Origin of the sequence: Rhizobium sp. 2YAF20, assembly GCF_052114685.1 — a bacterium.
In the GTDB taxonomy this organism is placed as follows: domain Bacteria; phylum Pseudomonadota; class Alphaproteobacteria; order Rhizobiales; family Rhizobiaceae; genus Rhizobium.
Map to the genome: position 1 here is coordinate 736226 of NZ_JBFRFF010000001.1, position 17076 is coordinate 753301.

Below are 17076 nucleotides of genomic sequence, written 5' to 3' on the forward strand. Positions count from 1 at the left end.
CATCCCAAGAGCCGCCCGGGTTCGGTGAAGGAAGATGAAGGCAGAATTGAATGGCAATTAGATTGCTGGGTTTTCAGACCACCATTGCGAGCGCCCTGACAATGTCGGGTATCGGAGTTCATTCCGGGGCCAATGTGTCTATTACCTTCCTCCCGGCCGAAGCCGATACGGGTGTCGTATTCCAGCGTATGCATGACAATGGCGACGTGACCGAACTGCGCGCTGTTTCCTCGCAGGTCGGCAACACTGATCTTTGCACGGTGCTTGGCCTGTCGCCGGCTCGCTCGGTTGCTACCGTCGAACACGTGATGGCTGCGATCTATGCCATCGGTCTCGACAATGTGCTGATCGAAGTGCAGGGCGCCGAGATGCCGATCATGGACGGCAGCTCCTATCCTTTCATTGAAGCGTTCGAGCAGACCGGCATCGTTCCGCTCGACGTCAAGCGCCGCTATATCCGCGTCACCAAGCCCGTTCGTATCGAATCGGGCGGCTCCTGGTGCGAGTTTCGCCCGCATGACGGCACGCGCTTCGAAGTCGAGATCGACTTCGACAGCCCCTTGATCGGCCGCCAGAAGTGGGAAGGGGAGTTGACGGCGAAGACCTTCAAGTCCGAACTGTCCCGCGCTCGTACCTTCGGCTTCATGCGCGATGTCGAGCGACTGTGGGCGTCCGGCCATGCGCTCGGCTCCTCGCTCGAAAATTCGGTAGTCATCTCCGATGACAACACGGTCATCAATGTCGAAGGCCTGCGTTATGCCAAGGACGAATTCGTTCGCCACAAGGCGCTCGATGCGGTCGGCGACCTTGCTCTTGCCGGCACGCAGTTCATCGGCTGCTACCGGTCCTATCGCGGTGGCCATCGTATGAATGCCAACGCGTTGAAGGCACTTCTCAGCGATCCGAGCGCCTATGAGGTGGTTGAAGCATCTGCACCGCGCCGGCGCGCCAGCACTCGCGAATTCGTTGCCGTGAGCGCACCTGAGTTTGCACCCTGGTCGGCATGACCTCCAGAATTTTCCATGACCAGGGTAGCCGCCTCCGAAAGGAGGCGGCTTTTTCTTGAGGCAAGATTCGCGCGCTTGGGAAATCGTCCTGCCTTGGCGTCTTCCTAAAATACGGCCGTTGCAGAAACTTCTGTCAATACAGTGGCTAAAGACGGCATTCTCGCTGGCGTCGCCACAAAAATGCGTTAATGCATCATCATTGCGTTGCCCTGATGGTGCTTTTATGGATAGAAACGCCATCGAGAAGCAGCCGTTTCCGTCTGGACGGCAATTGGGATTTTTCCGATGGGTTTTGCAGGATCTGAAAGCATGAAGAATACAGCACGGGCCTTGCTCGTATCGCTTCTCCTGGCCAGTGTGGGTGCTGCGATTTCCGGATGCCAGACTGACAAAGATATCGATATCACCAAGCTCGCCGTCGATACGGATCCGCCAGAAGCCCTCTACAACCAGGGCCTTGCTAATATCAAGGCCGGCAACCTCGGCGAGGCCGGCAAGAAGTTCGATGCGATCAACCGCGAGCAGCCGTTCTCGGATTGGGCACGCAAAGCGCTGGTCATGAGCACCTTCGTCAAGTTCCGCCAGGGCAGCTACGACGACGCGATCGAAAGCGGCAATACCTATCTGAAGCAATACCCGCAGTCGGATGACGCCGCCTATGTGCAGTATCTCGTCGGTTCGTCTTATTCAAAGCAGATCACCGATGTTACGCAGGACCAGCGCGCTGCCCAGCAGACGATCGTCGCCATGCAGAAGGTGGTCACCGACTATCCGAAGTCCGAATATGTGACGGACGCCCAGGCAAAGATCCGTTTCGCCCGCGACCAGCTCGCCGGCAAAGAAATGCAGATTGGCCGCTATTATCTCGAGCGCAAGAACTATCTGCCGGCGATTTCGCGCTTCCGCATCGTTGTCGAACAATATCCGACGACCAACCAGGTCGAGGAAGCGCTGGCGCGACTCGTCGAAGCCTATTATGCAATGGGCATCGTTGAGGAAGCGCAGACCGCCGCGGCAGTGCTCGGACACAACTATCCTGACAGCCAGTGGTATGCGGACAGCTACAAGCTCCTGAAGAGCGGCGGCAGCGAGCCTCGTGAAAACAGCGGCTCATGGATCGCCCGCGCGGGGAAGAAACTGCTTCTTGGTACGTGAGATTTGAGCGCCGATGCTGATCCAGCTTTCGATCCGCGATATCGTCCTGATCGAGCGGCTGGATCTTGCCTTCGAGACCGGGCTTTCGGTGCTGACCGGAGAGACGGGCGCCGGCAAATCCATCCTGCTTGACAGTCTGTCGCTGGCACTCGGCGGGCGCGGCGATGGCGATCTCGTGCGCCACGGCGAAGACAAGGGACAGGTGACTGCCGTCTTCGACGTCGGGATGGGCCATGCGGCCCGCAAGCTGCTCCGCGACAACGGCATCGACGACGACGGCGACCTGATCTTCCGCCGCACGCAATCTGCAGATGGCCGCACCAAGGCCTTCGTCAACGACCAGCCCGTCAGCGTCCAGTTGATGCGCCAGGCCGGACAACTGCTCGTCGAAATCCATGGACAGCATGACGACCGCGCGCTGGTCGATACCGATGCGCATCGCATGCTGCTTGACGCATTCGCCGGATTGAACGACGAGGTGCAGCAGTTATCCGGCTTTTATCGCATCTGGCGCGACACCGAGCGCAGCTTGAAGAAACAACGCGAAAAGGTAGAAAACGCGGCGCGGGAGGCGGATTATATCCGCTCGTCGGTCGAGGAACTGGAAGCGTTGTCTCCGCAGGACGGCGAGGAGGACGACCTTGCCGATCGCCGGTCGCGGATGATGAAGGCAGAGCGGATCGCCGGCGACATTTCCGAAGCGTCCGAATTTCTCAACGGCAACGCCTCGCCGGTACCGCATATCGCCTCGCTGGTGAGACGACTGGAGCGCAAGAGCCACGAGGCGCCGGGACTGCTCGAAGAGACGGTCGCGCTTCTCGATGCCGCCCTTGATCAATTGTCGAATGCGCAGATGGAAGTCGAAGCCGCCCTGCGCAACACCGAATATGATCCGAAGGAGCTCGAGCGCGTCGAGGAGCGGTTATTCGCGCTTCGCGCCGCCTCGCGCAAATATTCGGTGCCGGTGACCGGTCTGCCGGCCCTTGCCGAGCGGATGATCGTCGAGCTTGCCGATCTCGATGCCGGCGAGGAGAGGCTCGCCAAGCTCGACGCCGAGCTTGGCATCGCCAAGACCGCCTTCGATGGAGCAGCGCGCTCGCTTTCCGACAAACGCCACCATGCGGGAGAGGCGCTGGCAGCAGCTGTCATGGCTGAATTGCCGGCGCTAAAGCTCGAACGGGCGCGTTTCATGGTCGAGATATCGACGAGCGACGAGGCAGCGACAGCCGAGGGCATCGACGTCGTCGAATTCCATGTCCAGACCAACCCCGGCACGCGGCCCGGCTCGATCATGAAGGTCGCGTCCGGCGGCGAACTGTCGCGTTTCCTCCTTGCTCTCAAGGTGGCGCTTGCCGACCGCGGCTCTGCGCCAACGCTCGTTTTCGACGAGATCGACACAGGCGTCGGCGGTGCCGTGGCGGATGCGATCGGCCAGAGGCTGAAGCGGCTGTCTGACACGGTACAGGTTCTGTCGGTCACACACGCGCCGCAGGTCGCCGCCCGTGCCGCGACGCATCTGCTGATTTCGAAGGGTCCGTCCAAGGAGGGCTCAGAGAAGATATTCACCCGCGTTGCCGCCATGGCGCCGAAGGACCGCACCGAAGAAATAGCCCGCATGCTGGCCGGCGCGTCGGTCACCGACGAGGCGAGGGCAGCGGCGGTAAGATTGCTTGCGGGGAATGGGTAGTAAGGTATTTGCCCTACCGCTTCATACGCAGGATCGAACCACCCTTGGGCAAGCGAGGAGCTGGGGTGGGATGATCGCACTGGAGACCGGCGTTACGTCCTCACCCTGCGGCAAGTCGTAGCCGCAACCTCCAGGCAAGCCCACGTGGTTCGAGGCCCGCTGCTTTCGCCTTCGCTTCGCAAACCCGGCTCCTGACCATGAGGGGTGGAGAACCTTCTGCGCGACCGGCTCGACCAAACCGAATTGGAAGCTCCCATCTCACATCACTCCGACACCGCCCATCTTTTCATCCGGGAAAATTGCTCTAAAACCATCTTCAGAATCTCTGGAGTGTGCGCCGATGCCGACCGACTTGCCTGCCGTCGATACCTTGACCGAGGGAACCGCCGCTGCCGAGCTGGAGCGATTGGCGAAAGAGATCGCCCATCACGACGCGCTCTATCATGGCAAGGACGCGCCTGAGGTTTCCGACGCCGAATACGATGCGCTCAAGCGACGCAACGATGCTATCGAGGCACGGTTTCCGGATCTCGTTCGGGCCGATAGCCCATCGCGGCGGGTGGGCGCAGCTCCCTCGGTGACTTTTTCTGCCGTCACTCATGCGCGACCGATGCTGTCGCTCGACAACACGTTTTCGCAAGAGGACGTTCAGGATTTCGTCGCGGGCGTCTACCGTTTCCTCGGGCGGCTGCCGGACCAATCGATCGCCTTTACCGCCGAGCCAAAGATCGATGGCCTTTCCATGTCGATCCGCTACGAGAACGGACAGCTGGTAAGCGCTGCAACGCGCGGCGACGGCACGACTGGCGAAAACGTCACCGCCAATATCCTCACCATCAAGGAGATACCCCAGCAACTGGCGAAAGGCGCGCCTGCAATCGTCGAGGTGCGCGGCGAGGTGTATATGGCCAAGAGCGACTTCCTGGCGCTGAACGCGCAGATGGAGGTCGAGGGAAAGCAGACCTATGTCAACCCGCGCAACACCGCGGCCGGTTCCCTCCGCCAGCTCGATGCCAAGGTAACGGCGAGCCGCAAACTGAAGTTCTTTGCTTATGCTTGGGGTGAAATGTCGGAAATGCCGGCCGACACGCAATATGAGATGGTCCAGGCCTTCAAGGCGTGGGGCTTTCCGGTCAATCCGTTAATGAAGCGGCTCGACTCGGTGGCCGACATTCTGGCGCACTATGACGAGATCGGATTGAAGCGGCCGGACCTCGACTATGACATCGACGGCGTCGTCTACAAGGTCGACAGCCTCGAGCTACAGGCGCGGCTGGGCTTTAGATCGCGTAGCCCGCGCTGGGCGACAGCGCACAAGTTCCCGGCCGAACAGGCGTTTACGCGATTGCTCGGCATCGACATCCAGGTCGGTCGCACCGGCGCATTGACGCCGGTCGCGCGGCTGGAGCCGATCACGGTCGGCGGCGTCGTCGTCACCAACGCGACGCTCCACAACGAGGATTACATCAAGGGCATTGGCAACAAGGGGGAACCGATCCGCGAGGGCCGCGACCTCAGGGTTCATGACATGGTCATCGTCCAGCGGGCCGGTGATGTCATCCCGCAGATCGTCGACGTCGTCCTGGAAAGGCGCGAGGAGATAGCCAAGCCTTACGAATTTCCAACGACTTGCCCGGTTTGCGGCAGCCATGCGGTTCGCGATATCAACGAAAAGACAGGCAAGATCGATGCCGTGCGTCGTTGCACCGGCGGGTTCATCTGCCGGGCGCAGGCGACGGAGCATCTGAAGCACTTCGTCTCACGCAATGCCTTCGACATCGAGGGGCTCGGGGCCAAGCAGATCGACTTCTTCTTCGAAAGCGAGGACCCGGCCCTCCAGATCCGCACCGCACCTGATATCTTCACGCTGGAGGCGCGGCAGGCGAATTCGCTGACCAAGCTTGAAAACATCGAAGGTTTCGGCAAGGTCAGCGTCGGCAAGCTTTATGCTGCGATCAACGAGCGCCGCGCCATCGCGCTTCATCGTTTCATCTACGCGCTCGGCATCCGCCACGTGGGCGAAACCAATGCCAAGCTGCTGGCGCGCTCCTACGGCACCTACGAGGCCTTCCAGCAGGCGATGCAGGATGCAGCCCCGATGCATGGCGACGCCTGGAACGACCTCAACGCCATCGAAGGTATCGGCGAAGTCGTGGCGCGCACGGTGATCGAATTCTATAAGGAACCGCGCAACGCCGAAGTCATCTCGCGACTGCTGTGCGAAGTGGTGCCCGAAGAGGCTGAAAAACCGGTTGCCTCCGGTAGTCCCGTTGTCGGCAAGACAGTGGTGTTCACCGGCTCGTTGGAAAAGATGACCCGCGACGAAGCCAAGGCCAAGGCCGAAAGCCTCGGCGCCAAGGTCTCGGGCTCCGTCTCGAAAAAGACCGACATTGTCGTCGCCGGCCCCGGCGCCGGCTCCAAGCTCGACAAGGCCCACGAATTCAACGTTCAGATCATGGACGAGGACGAGTGGCTGGCGCTGATTGCGGGGTAGTCGGGAGTTGCCTTGATATTCCCGTATTGGGAATATCAAGGCCCATGCAGACCATTGCGAAATTTGCGCTCAGGGCTTTTTGGGAACGTCATCCTCAATCACGAATTCCGTTAAGCACCTGGCATGCGTTAGCAAAGTGGAATGGCGCCAGCCTGCCGACATCAAATTGATGTTCGGTTCAAATGTTGATTTCTTGGGCGACCATAGAGCCATTTTTGACATTGCTGGAAATAGGCATCGACCGATTGTCTATGTCGCCTATTCGCTGAAACGTGTGCTGATAAAGTTTGTCAGTAAGCACGCACCATCGCTCCCGCGCATCCGTTCGGGGTCATGGTTATGCAGGCGAGCGTCGAGAGTGCGAAGGATCCGATCATGCCGTTATTCTGAAATTTATGGTCGCATTGTCAAGCGCTGCGAGCTGCCTCGTGCTACTTCGTCAAGAACACGCCGACGCTCGCCGCCCGGCCGACGGCGTCGATGACGGTGAGGGTGGAGTAGCCGTTGCCGTCGGGGGTCCACTGGCTAATACGGTTGCGGGAGACCTCGGTGAGCGGTTTACCGTTTGCAAGCCAGCGGAAGGGCGCGCGGCCGCCTTGGAGTTTCAGTACGAGTGGCATCAGCGTGCCGTCGCCACTGGCTCCGAGCTCGACGTGGGCCCCTTCCGGCGGATAGATGATCTGCGGCGCCGGTTCGCGGGTCGATGACGACAGCAGCCCGCTCGCGGTCATGGCGAACCGGCGCTGGCTGATTGGCAATTGCGCCTGGGCGATGCGCACGGCACCAGTCGGCGCCGGTGGCAGCGGGGTGATGCCGACGCCGGATTTTTCGAAGGCCTGAAACAGGATCGGGGCGGCCGAGCCGTAGCCCGTCAGGCCGGGGACCGCGCCATTATCGGGGCGTCCGACCCAGACGCCGAGCACATATCTTCCGTCATAGCCGACTGACCATGCGTCGCGAAAGCCGTAGCTGGTGCCGGTCTTGTAGGCGATGCCGTGCTGGGCGCTGCCGGCAGGTGCTACGATGCCGGAGAGGATATCGGCGACATTCCAGGCGGCAACCGGTTCGAGCAGCGGCTGACTGTCAATGACGCCGGGCTTGTCGACGACGCCGTCGCCGAGGCGGACCGGGTTGCTGCGGTTGGCAAGACCCGCATAGAGCTGAACGAGATCCTTGAGCGTTATACCGAGGCCGCCGAGGCCGATGGCAAGGCCTGGGGTCTCGTTCGGTGGCAGGACAGGTCGGACCTCGGCGCGGCGGAAACGGACGAGCAGCCGCGTCGGGCCGACCGCATCCAGAATGCGCACCGCGGGCACGTTCAGGGAAAGCTGCAAGGCCTGACGGACGCTGACGTCGCCCTGATAGGTCGTGTCGAAATTCTTCGGCCGGTAGCCGAAGAAGTCGGCCGGACGGTCCTCGATGATGGTTTCCTGCGAGACCAGGCCCTGCTCGAAGGCGAGGCCATAGATCAACGGCTTCAGCGCGGAGCCCGGCGAGCGATAGACCCTCGTCATGTCGATCCAGCCATAGCGGCCCGAATCGAAATAGCCGGCGGACCCGACCTCGCCGACGATCTCGCCAGTCCTTGAATCGGCCATGACCATGGCAACCGATACTTTCGGATCGAGCCTTGCTGCGGCCTCCCTGGTGACGGCCTCGAGCCCCTGTTGTATGCGGCGGCGGAGCGTCGTGCGATGCTGCGCGACGCCTGGTTCCTTGCGCAGCGCCGCTTCAGCGAGATGGGCCGCGTAGGCGGGAAGCTGCAGCCGGCGCGTGGGAATTGCGGCGAGCTCGGCACGCTCGGCCTCGCCATCGCCCACGACTTCGGCGACAGCTATGCGCTGCAACACGCGATGGCGTGCGGCGGTGGCTGCTTCCAGATTGCGGTCGGGCCGACGTTTTTCTGGCAGTTGCGGTAATGCCACGAGCAGGGCTGATTGCGCGACGGTCAGCCGGCGTGGTTCCTTGCCGAAATAGGCAAGGCTTGCGGCCCGGATACCTTCGAGGTTGCCGCCATAGGGGGCATGCGTCAGGTAGAGGTCGAGGATCTGAGCTTTCGTCAGGCGGCGTTCGATCTGCACGGCGCGAACGAGCTGCAGCAGTTTTGCGCCCAGCGTCCGGTCGGGGCGGGGTTCCAGCAGTCGCGCCACCTGCATCGACAGGGTCGAGGCACCGGAGATCACCCGCCCATGGGTCGCGAACTGCCACGCGGCGCGACCGATGGCGATCATGTCGACGCCGTGATGCTGCTCGAAGCGGCGGTCCTCATAGGCGATCAGCATCCGGAGATATTGCGGGTCGACGTCGGCGGCAGTTGTCTTCAGCCGCCATCGGCCCTCCGGCGTCGCGAAGGCGCGTAGCAGCTGGCCGTCGGCGTCGAGAACCTCAGCCGAGACAAGATCGGCCTTTTGCAGCGGCGGCGGAAAGGCTCGGTCGGCGGCATCGAGGCCGAAGACCACTGCCACCGCGAGAAGCGCCGTTGCCGACAGGCCGATGCCGAGTTTTTGCCAGATCGACATTATTTTTCCGCCTCGACCTCCATGCGGCCGGTCGCCGTGCGCGCGAAGAACTGCGGCCGGTACATGTCCTCGACATTGGCGCCCGGCTGGTCGTAGGTGCCTGGCGTCACGGCCCTGACGACATAGGCAAGAGTGATCTCGCCATTGTCGTCGCCCGTCCGATCGATCGCCGCGATAAAGCGGTCATAGCGGAATTCGACATGAGCCGGCTGGACTTCGCCGATCCAGTCGAAGTTCGACAATTGGGCGCTATTGACGAGGCCTGGATTGTCGATCTCGAAGCCGGCAGGCAGAAGGTCGGTGATCATGATCTTCGACGGCCAGTTGTTGGTTTCGGTAACTTTCAGCACGACCACATAGCGTTCGTTCTGCTTGACCTGGCTGACATTGGCCTCTTCGCCGGCGAGCGTGTAGTAGGCGCGCTCGATCTTGAAGCCATCGCCGCCTGCCGTCAGCGGCTGCTTCGGAGCGGCGACCGTGGTCACCGTCGCCTGCAACGGCTGAGTGGTCTGGTTGGTGACCGTGACCGGATGCTGAAGCAGTTCGTCGCCGGTCATCCGGGCGTTATAGGCGCCGGAGTGGGCGGCGCCATTGACGTCGAGCTTGAGGTCGGCATCGCCGTTCTCCAGCGCGCGGGCGGCAAGCAGCATCCAGGTCTGTTCCTGGGTGCTGGTGTAGGGTTTCTGCTGCCATTGTTTGACGACGATCTTCGTCAGTTCCGGAACGATCGGCGGCACGGGACGGCTCTCGGCAGCCAGCGCCAGCACCGCTGCTCCATCACGCAAAGTCGAGCCGTAGTCGGAGCGGGTGAAGCTGATCTTGGTCACCGCATCCTTTTCCGACATCTGCAAGGCGGCAAGGAAGGTGCTCTTCGAACGCTGCGCATCGCCGTAAAGGGCGAGTGCTGCTGCCAGATGCGCCTTGGAAAGTGGCGTCGGGAAACTCGACAACATCGTGTCGGCATAATAACGCAGGTCACTGATCGAAGCCTTGCGATTGCGCGCAAGCACGTAGAGCGCATAGGCGATCTCGTTGCCATTGTCCTTGACGTTGGTATCGACGCCGGCCGAGTTTTGCAGGTTATCGAGCGCCTGAACCATCGCCTGGTCCGGAACGTCGTATTTCTGTTCGCGGGCACGGGTCAGGAAGTCGGTGACGTAGGCATCGAGCCAGAGATCGCCGGAGCCCGGGGACCATAGGCCGAAGCTGCCGGTCGATGACTGGTATGACAGCACGCGATAGATGGCGTCCTGGACGCGCTTTTGCGTGTCGGGATCATCCGGCATCCCCGATTTCTTGCCGAGTTCGCTCAAATAGAGCAGCGGCAGGGACTTGCTGGTGATCTGTTCGGCGCAGCCATAGGGATAGCGGTCGAGGCTCATCAGTAGTGCCGGAATATCGAAGCCCTGGGCGCGGGACACGTTGAGGCTGACGGCGGCGCCCTGCATCAGGCTGTCGGACAGGAGGTCGCCGTTGACCGCCAGGCTCGTTGCCGGCTGGATCGTCAGCGGCCGGCTGATTGTGATCGGAAGAGAGGAGGGTCGGACGGAGATGTCGAGCGATTGCTCGAGCGATATGCCCGACGCGTTCGATAGCTTGACCGAAACGACGCCTGCGCCTGGCTGTTGACCGGTCAAAGGCAGGGTCAGGGCGACTTTGCCGCCGGCCACAAGGTTCACGGTCTGGGCGGAATCTGCCTGCGCAATGCTTATTGCCGGATTGGTGGTCACCTGAAGCTGGTAGGGTCCTGCCGGCGCATCGGTATTGGCGATGTCGAGCCGAAGCTGGCTCTTGTCGCCCGGCGCCATGAATTTCGGCAGGCTGGCGGTGACGACCACGGGGTCGCGGATGACGACATCGGTGCTGGCGTGCCCGACACCGTGCTTCGACCACGCGACAGCCATGATGCGGGCAGTGCCGTTGAACTGCGGAATATCGAAGCTGACCGATGCCTTGCCGTCTGGTCCGACCTTGACCGGTCCGGAGAAGAAGGCGACCAGCTTTTCGGTCGGCGGGCTGCCCTGAAGGGCGACCGCCGCGCCGTCGCCACCGGTGCGCAAATGACCGGTGACGCCGAGCGAGCCATCGATCAGGCGGCCGTAGAGGTCGCGGATTTCCAGCCCAAGCTTGCGCTGGCCGAAATACCAGCCATCGGGGCTTGGGACCTCGTAGCGGGTCAGATTGAGAATGCCGACATCGACGGCTGCGACGGTGACGTAGGCTTCGGTGCCGACGTCGGCGCCGCTGACCTCGACCGGGATGACCAGCGGCTGACGCGGCAGTGTCTTTTCCGGCGGGCTAAGCTTCAAGGAGAGCTTGCGGTCTGCCGGATCGACCTTCAGCCATTTGACGCCGATCGCCCGCATCGGCATGTGGCTTTCCTGGGCGGTCCCGGGCCTGAAGAGCGTTGTCGTTATGTAGGCGCCGGCGCCGAATTCGGCAGTGACCGGAATGTCGATCTCGCCGCCGTCGGCCGGAATGCTCGCGGTCTTCGTCGCGATGACGTTTTCGGTGCCGACATTGACCAGCACCTCGCCGGCAAAACGCGGCGAGACCTTCAGCTTGGCGGTATCGCCGACCGCGTAGGTCTCTTTGTCGAGGCCGATGACGAGGGCGTCGGGTGTTTCGGTCGACGATGCCGCAACGTACCAGCCGGCGTCGAATTCGACGCTGGAGGCGGGGCCATCGGGGCTTGCAGTGTCGATTTCCAGGCGGTAGCGACCCCATGTGACCGGAACCGAGATTTCGGCGCCATCGGTCGTCGCGTCTATCGAGCCGTTGGCAACTTGCTTGGTCGAGGTCACGGGCTCGAATTTCCAGGAGGAGCCGTCGCGATACCACTGGTAGTTCTGCACGATGCTGAGCAGCTTCCAGTTCAGGCCCGACATCGTCTGCTTCTGGCCGTCCTTGTCGATGCCGATGACATGGAAGTGCCCGATCGAATTCTCGGCGAGATCGCCTGTGAATTCCGGCTTGATGCCGATCCTTGGCCCTTGCGCCTTGATCGGCAGCGTCAGCGAGCGCTCGACGGCCCGGCCGCCGGCTTCCTGCATGCGCACGGTGACGTTGGCGTTCAGCAATTGCGTGGTCGCGGGTGCGTCGGTAAGAGTGACGTCGAAGGTCTCATGACCCTGGTCGTCGACAGGCTGCAGGTCGTCCAGCGGCACTTTCGTGTCTTCGCTTGCCTGCTCGTCGGCAAGACCGAACAGATAGTTCGGGTAATCCGCGTTGTCCCGCGTCGTCTTCAGCGACACGTCCCCCTCGAGGTTGAGGCCGGCGGCGGGGGCGCCATAGAGATAGCGCCCATCGACGTTCACCGGCGTCGGCTTGCCGATCTCGACCGACTTCGCATCGCTCTTCAGATCGAATTCGATCCGGTCGGGCACGAAGTCGTCGACGACGAATTGCCGCTCACCGATCGCGGTGCCCTTGGGATCGGTAAAGGCCTGCATCGTCCAGGTGCCGCGCATCGAATTGGTCTGCAGCGGCAGTTCGAGGGTGTAGCCGCCGAGCGTGCCGTTGCTGACGATCCGCCTGTCTTCGACACCGTCCGGCCGGGTGAAGATAAAGGTGAGAGGGAGGTTCTCGACGGCGGCCGCCGAGCTGTCGCGCGCCAGGGCCGAGGAATGCACCGTTTCGCCGGCGCGGTAAATGCCGCGTTCCGTCCAGGCAAGCACATCGATGGCGCCCGGAGAGTTGCGGCCGGTAACGCCGCGGTCGGAGAGGTCGAAACCGGCGCGGGTCATGTCGAGGAAAACGTAATCCTTGTCGCCGTTTCTGGCGGTGATCACAGCCGGGGTCAACGCCGCGGTGCCGCGCATCAGGCCGGCGGTGAAGGTCGCGTGACCGTCCGTGTCTGTCTTTGCCGTCCCGAGGATTTCATTGTTCTTTGCAAGCAGCTGCAATTCGACGCCGGCAAGCGGCTTGGCGCTGTCCAGCGAGCGGGTAAAGACGTTAAGCCCGTCGGTGCCGGCATAGGTGGAGATGCCGATGTCGGAAACGACGAACCACTGGGTCGCCTGCGAATCCCAACTCTGTCCACCGCCGTTTGGCAACGTCGCGGTCATGACGTAGATGCCGGGCTTGCGCTGCGGCAGCGCCTCGTCGACGGGGAAGCTGGTAACGACGTCCTTGTTTAGATCAGGTTTTATGTCGATCGAGCCCTGCCAGACGAGCTCGCCGGATTCATCCTGCAGCCGTTGCGCGCTGTAGCTGTCGATCTGGGTCAGGAATTGTGAACTGGTGAGCAGCGGGGCGATGCCGCGCTCGCCGATCCTATAGAGCTTCAGGTTGGCGCTCGGCGTGTTGACCGAAACGAGTGGGATGCCGCGACGTACCGTTTCCGGCAACACGAAATTGTCGCCTGTGAAATGTAGCGCGGCGGAACGATCCTTGACGTAGAGGCTGAGGTCGGCCTGCGCTTCGAGGCTTTCGTCGACAGAGGAGGGGAGGCCGGCACGCAGCGTCAACTTGTAGCGCTGGCCATGGGTCAGGCCCTCGACGCAAATCTGGTCGCCCTTGGCTTCCAGAGCCTTCGGCGTCGCGCCATCGAGCATTACGAAGGGCGTATAATCCGTTCCGCTCTTGATGAGCTGCTCGGAGAATTGCACGCAGGCACGCGGTGTTATGCTGTCATTGTCGATCGTGTTGGCGATGATACGGAAGCCCTGCCGGGTTCTCAGATCCACATAGGCGGCCTTTACGCTCTTCGAGGCGACCAGGGCGAGGCTTGCCTTGTAGGCGCTGAGGGCTGCCCGATAATTCTGGGCGTTCGACAGCGATGTTGCGAGCACGGCAAGGGCTTCGGCACGGCCTTCGGTCGTGCGGCTCAGCTGGTAGCCGTTGAGGGCGGCGATCGCGGCCTGTCCGGCGACATCGGCGTTGTCCTTGATGGTATTGGCGGCGCTGGCCGTCTCTACCCACAGGGCGCTGTCATCGGGGGTGATCGCCAGGGCACCGAGAAATGACTTTACAGCATCGGCCGCGTTGCCCGCAGCAAGGTCGACATGTGCGAGCGCGACCAGGCTTTGAACGCCCTGGCTCTTCTGGTCGTCGGTCAGCGCCAGGCCGTCCTTGGCGGTGCGCGCGTCCGCCAGCAATTTTTCAGAGACGAAGGCAAGTGCCGGCGCAGCGCCGATATCCGGCTGGCCGCTGGCTTCGACGATCTTGCCGGCAATGGCTCCGGGGAAGCTGTTCAACTGATTGAAATCGGATTTGAGAAAGCACCACTTCACCTTGGGGTTATAGGTGAAGGCGCGGCAGGATTTGTCACCGACGCAGCTCGTCTCGCATTGGTCAAGCGTCAGGTTCTGCTCCGTGCGCAGGTCGAAGCCGAAATAGTCGCCGTCCTGCGTGATGACCGCCTGGCGCTTGGTGTCTGCCGCTGCTGCCGGCATTGCGACACCGATTGCGGCGAAAAGAAAAGCCGACAGTCCGATAAATGCGCGCTTAGACATGTAACCCCCGGATGCAGTTCTTTTGATACGGCGCACTCTTCTACTTTCGGGCGGATTGTCAACTGAAGTCGCCGCCCGGAATCCCGTTTTCGCTGTAATTCCAATGGGCGCGTAGAATGAGACCAATAAAGGATAGGGAAGAAATCGGGGACCTGCCGCAGATTGGCACAAGGGCCCTGCGAGGTCTGCTCAAATCCCGGCCGTGATGGCCAGGCTCGGTTGTGGCCAGCGCTCAAGCGCCTGCCGTCCCGTCTGCGTCAGCGCGTAAACACCGCGATCTATCCGCTCGAACCAGCCGTAAACATTGTCTTGCAGGATCTTTGCCGCATCAGCGGCCGGGGTCTTCAGGTCCTTTGGCCGTTGCGGACCCGCTGCCAGCACGGCGGCGCAGGCGAGCGCCCTTTGGCGGTAGGCGGTCATGACCGGCATGCGCGATCCGCCGCCGGCCGTCGGATCGCCCTGCCGGCGCTTGTGTTCGCTCAGGAGACGGCTTCGGCGGCGAGGATTTTTACGCGGCATTGGTGAGCAGGGGCTGACGAGGACGTCCACGGTGCCGAGATCGGACACGCCGAGCATGCCGAAGCCGAGCCTGCGGCAGAGGTCGCGGAAGCGGCGATCTCTCTCTCGGCCCTTTCCTTTGGCGGATATGCGCGCGGCCAGCCACACCTCGTCGCTGGCTGCAGCCCGATCGACGGCCTGGAGCACGAGTTCGAGGTTGAAACTGAGTTTCAATTCGCAGATGACAACAAGCGGCGGCTCGCCGTCGCTGAGGCCAAGAAGATCGCAGCCGCCGATCTCGCCTTTGACGGCATAGCCCGCCTTTTCAAGGAAAGTCTTGATCGGTAGGTAAAGCGCCGTCTCCAAATCGCACCCTCTGGTATCAGTCCTGATCGAATCGGGCTTGTAGAGCCTCGATCGGCAGTCTGCCACAGGCAAGTGCCCGGATCAGCACTGGACTTCCAGTCTTGTCGCGACCAGCTGCGAGAAGTTCGTCCCCATTGGATCGTTGAAGAAGAGAGTGGTGAGCGTCGCCTGGTTCTGGGCGATGACCTGGTCGGGATTAGGTCTGACAACCTTGCGCTTGCAGGCGCCGAAGCTAGCCCCCGTCGTTGCCATATCCGTATCGGTGGCGAAGTCGACGGCGGTGTAGAGGCTCGGATCGTAGATTCCAAAGATCAGCAGCCCCTTGAGCGGCGTCTTCTGCACCGGTTTCAGCGAAAATGTCAGGGTCAGCGCGCCGTCCTTATAGTCCGCGTGCATCGCATCGGGTTTTTCCATCGGCACCGCTTTGCCGTTGAGCGTCACGTTCGTGTAGTAATTATACTTGCCGAGCGACTCCCGAACTGTCTTGCCAACCGCCTTCAGTTCGTTGGCATCGAGGTTCATGTCGCCGTTCTTGTCGAAATCGAGAAGGACGGAGGACGAAAATACCTCGTCGAATGTCCAGGCATTCTTCAGTTCGCCGATCGTTCCATCCGGGGCGGCGGCGACCGAAAATTTCGCATCGATGAAGATGTGCGGATGTGCATTTGCTGCCATCGGCAGCAGCGACAGGGCGGCTGCGAGAATGAGTGTTGAACGCTTCATGGAGCCGCGCGCTTTGCCGCTGCTTCAAGCGGCGGATTTAAATTGAGACTGTTTGTCTGCGAACAATGAGACGGTTTTGGGACTGAAGGCTCAAGCAAGGCAATTGCAAAAAGCGATATCAAAGTAGTCTATCTATTTTATAGAATTAAATCTCTCTAACGTGCCTGAACCCAAACGAGTTTTCCCGACAACGGGCTGAGTTCAGAGTTTCGTTCGTCGCGTCTTCTACTGGGAATTGCGATTATTCAACGGTATGCGAGGCAGCGGCCTCTTTTTCAGACGGGATAGAACAATGACAAAAAAGACAGTTTTCCAAGCTCATTCCATCGGTTTTTCGGCTCGCTCCGGTCTTGCGGCGCTGTTTGCTTCAGTCGTCGCCTTGATTGGCTTGACGGTTGCTGCGCCGACATTTGCCGCAGACAAGACGATCAAGGTCGGCATCATCAGCGGTGAAGACGAGGATGTCTGGCGGGTCGTCAAGGTGGAGGCGGCGAAGAAAGGCCTGACGATTGAGACCGTCGTCTTTAACGACTACACCCAGCCGAACGACGCGCTCGAGCATGGTGAAGTGGATGCCAACGCTTTCCAGCACCAGCCCTATCTCGACAATCAGGCAAAGACGCACGGCTATCATATCGTGCGCGTCGGCTACACCGGCGTCTGGCCAATCGGTCTCTACACCAAAAAATACAAGTCCGTTGCCGACCTGCCGAAGGGCGCCGTGATCGGCGTTCCGAACGATCCGTCCAATGAGGGCAGGGCGCTGCGCGTTCTCCAGAACGAGGGCGTGATCAAGCTCAAGGATGGCACCGGCATCTTGGCGACCACCGCCGATATCGTCGCCAATCCAAAGAGCGTCGAGATCAAGGAGCTCGATGCCGGCATCGTCGGCCGCTCCATTGACGATCTCGATGCAGCTGTCGTCAACACCGACTGGGCGCTCAAAAGCGGGCTGTCGCCGAAGGATCGCATCGCGCAGGAGCCGGTCGCCGACAATCCCTATCGCAACTTCATCGCAGTGAAGCAGGGAAGCGAAAACCAGGATTGGGTGAAGAGGCTCGTCGCTTCCTACCAAAACGATATCGTCAAAGCCGAGTTCGACAAGGTCTACAAGGGAACCGGCATCAGCGCCTACTAATCACCATTCCGCGCTCTGGGGCGGCACGGCATC

Annotated in this window: 10 protein-coding genes; 6 read left to right on the forward strand and 4 right to left on the reverse strand. The window is 61.4% G+C overall.

Translation table 11 applies throughout. From position 1 onward, the window contains the following. The first annotated feature begins 50 nt into the window (after nucleotides 1-50). The 5 genes from lpxC (at nucleotide 51) to AB4Z52_RS03530 (ending at nucleotide 6827) form a co-directional block, all read left to right on the forward strand. The gene (gene lpxC, locus AB4Z52_RS03510; protein ID WP_442216493.1) at nucleotides 51-1007 is read left to right on the forward strand and encodes a UDP-3-O-acyl-N-acetylglucosamine deacetylase; all 957 of its coding nucleotides are present in this window, start codon (nucleotides 51-53) and stop codon (nucleotides 1005-1007) included. A 285-nt stretch (nucleotides 1008-1292) separates the two neighbouring features. Beyond that, nucleotides 1293-2162: an outer membrane protein assembly factor BamD gene (locus AB4Z52_RS03515; RefSeq protein WP_442216494.1), complete on the forward strand. Its 870-nt coding sequence runs from the start codon at nucleotides 1293-1295 to the stop codon at nucleotides 2160-2162. A 13-nt stretch (nucleotides 2163-2175) separates the two neighbouring features. Then, nucleotides 2176-3849, forward strand: coding sequence for a DNA repair protein RecN (recN, locus tag AB4Z52_RS03520; protein ID WP_442216495.1), 1674 nt, complete (start codon nucleotides 2176-2178; stop codon nucleotides 3847-3849). A 340-nt stretch (nucleotides 3850-4189) separates the two neighbouring features. Continuing rightward, a complete protein-coding gene (gene ligA, locus AB4Z52_RS03525) occupies nucleotides 4190-6343 on the forward strand; it encodes an NAD-dependent DNA ligase LigA (RefSeq protein WP_442216496.1) in 2154 nt (717 codons plus the stop codon). Nucleotides 6344-6512: 169 nt separating this feature from the next. Beyond that, nucleotides 6513-6827 (forward strand): type II toxin-antitoxin system HigB family toxin, encoded by a 315-nt coding sequence (locus tag AB4Z52_RS03530; RefSeq protein ID WP_442216656.1) that lies wholly within the window; start codon nucleotides 6513-6515, stop codon nucleotides 6825-6827. On the opposite strand, the gene pbpC is transcribed toward AB4Z52_RS03530, so the two are convergent. From pbpC to AB4Z52_RS03550, 4 genes are all read right to left on the reverse strand, one after another. Continuing rightward, the gene (gene pbpC, locus AB4Z52_RS03535; RefSeq protein ID WP_442216497.1) at nucleotides 6775-8862 is read right to left on the reverse strand and encodes a penicillin-binding protein 1C; all 2088 of its coding nucleotides are present in this window, start codon (nucleotides 8860-8862) and stop codon (nucleotides 6775-6777) included. The genes AB4Z52_RS03530 and pbpC overlap by 53 nt on opposite strands. Next, nucleotides 8862-14318, reverse strand: a complete 5457-nt coding sequence (locus AB4Z52_RS03540; protein WP_442216498.1) for an MG2 domain-containing protein — start codon at nucleotides 14316-14318, stop codon at nucleotides 8862-8864. The genes pbpC and AB4Z52_RS03540 overlap by 1 nt, the downstream gene beginning before the upstream one ends. A gap of 189 nt (nucleotides 14319-14507) precedes the next feature. Further along, nucleotides 14508-15182, reverse strand: a complete 675-nt coding sequence (locus AB4Z52_RS03545; protein WP_442216499.1) for a DUF2161 domain-containing phosphodiesterase — start codon at nucleotides 15180-15182, stop codon at nucleotides 14508-14510. 81 nt (nucleotides 15183-15263) lie between these two features. Then, nucleotides 15264-15905: a DUF1007 family protein gene (locus AB4Z52_RS03550; RefSeq protein ID WP_442216500.1), complete on the reverse strand. Its 642-nt coding sequence runs from the start codon at nucleotides 15903-15905 to the stop codon at nucleotides 15264-15266. A gap of 292 nt (nucleotides 15906-16197) precedes the next feature. Between AB4Z52_RS03550 and AB4Z52_RS03555 the strand changes: the two genes are divergently transcribed. Further along, nucleotides 16198-17043 carry a MetQ/NlpA family lipoprotein gene (locus AB4Z52_RS03555; protein WP_442216501.1) on the forward strand — a complete coding sequence of 282 codons (846 nt, stop codon included), beginning with the start codon at nucleotides 16198-16200 and terminating at the stop codon, nucleotides 17041-17043. Nucleotides 17044-17076 lie beyond the last annotated feature (33 nt).

Coding starts and splice junctions, on each gene's coding strand:
- lpxC (WP_442216493.1), top strand. CDS start 51: ATGGCAATTAGATTGCTGGGTTTTCAGACCACCATTGCGAGCGCCCTG.
- AB4Z52_RS03515 (WP_442216494.1), top strand. CDS start 1,293: ATGGGTTTTGCAGGATCTGAAAGCATGAAGAATACAGCACGGGCCTTG.
- AB4Z52_RS03550 (WP_442216500.1), bottom strand. CDS start 15,905: ATGAAGCGTTCAACACTCATTCTCGCAGCCGCCCTGTCGCTGCTGCCG.
- recN (WP_442216495.1), top strand. CDS start 2,176: ATGCTGATCCAGCTTTCGATCCGCGATATCGTCCTGATCGAGCGGCTG.
- AB4Z52_RS03540 (WP_442216498.1), bottom strand. CDS start 14,318: ATGTCTAAGCGCGCATTTATCGGACTGTCGGCTTTTCTTTTCGCCGCA.
- pbpC (WP_442216497.1), bottom strand. CDS start 8,862: ATGTCGATCTGGCAAAAACTCGGCATCGGCCTGTCGGCAACGGCGCTT.
- AB4Z52_RS03555 (WP_442216501.1), top strand. CDS start 16,198: ATGACAAAAAAGACAGTTTTCCAAGCTCATTCCATCGGTTTTTCGGCT.
- ligA (WP_442216496.1), top strand. CDS start 4,190: ATGCCGACCGACTTGCCTGCCGTCGATACCTTGACCGAGGGAACCGCC.
- AB4Z52_RS03530 (WP_442216656.1), top strand. CDS start 6,513: ATGTTCGGTTCAAATGTTGATTTCTTGGGCGACCATAGAGCCATTTTT.